At 55.0% G+C, this 318-nt stretch carries 1 protein-coding gene; it reads right to left on the bottom strand.

The window, feature by feature from the left end; all coding sequences use genetic code 11:
• Positions 1-318, bottom strand: a 318-nt coding sequence (locus tag MXD62_RS08135) for an FAD-dependent oxidoreductase (RefSeq protein WP_248828792.1), incomplete at both ends; no start/stop codon positions are given.

The following is a 318-nucleotide window of genomic DNA, read 5'->3' as shown; positions in this document are numbered from 1 at the left end:
GCATCACCTGTGCCCCATGTTTCCTCGCTCCGTCAAACAGCGCGAAGGTTAACATGTACGGATTTACCGTCGAATCGGTGGCGCATTCCAGTCCGCCAAGCAGATCGTCGGCAAAAAACGGAGATTCCTGGCGGATGTCCTGACGGTCCAGCATGCGGAAGGGCAGCCCCGCTTCTTTTTGCTGCTGCACCCATTTTTCCGCAGCCGCCATCTCCTTCTCCGTTTCGCAAACCAGGATGCTTCCGGGAGCCCGGTATTCAAATGGGTGATCAAGCTCTTTCGCTAACTGGTCAACAAGCTGCTGGCTCTTTAATGACA

The sequence above is a fragment of the Frankia sp. Mgl5 genome, assembly GCF_023242985.1.
Taxonomy (GTDB): domain Bacteria; phylum Actinomycetota; class Actinomycetes; order Frankiales; family Frankiaceae; genus Parafrankia; species Parafrankia soli.
The sequence above is the reverse complement of the archived record's forward strand: the minus strand, read 5'-3'. Positions and strand labels throughout refer to the sequence as shown.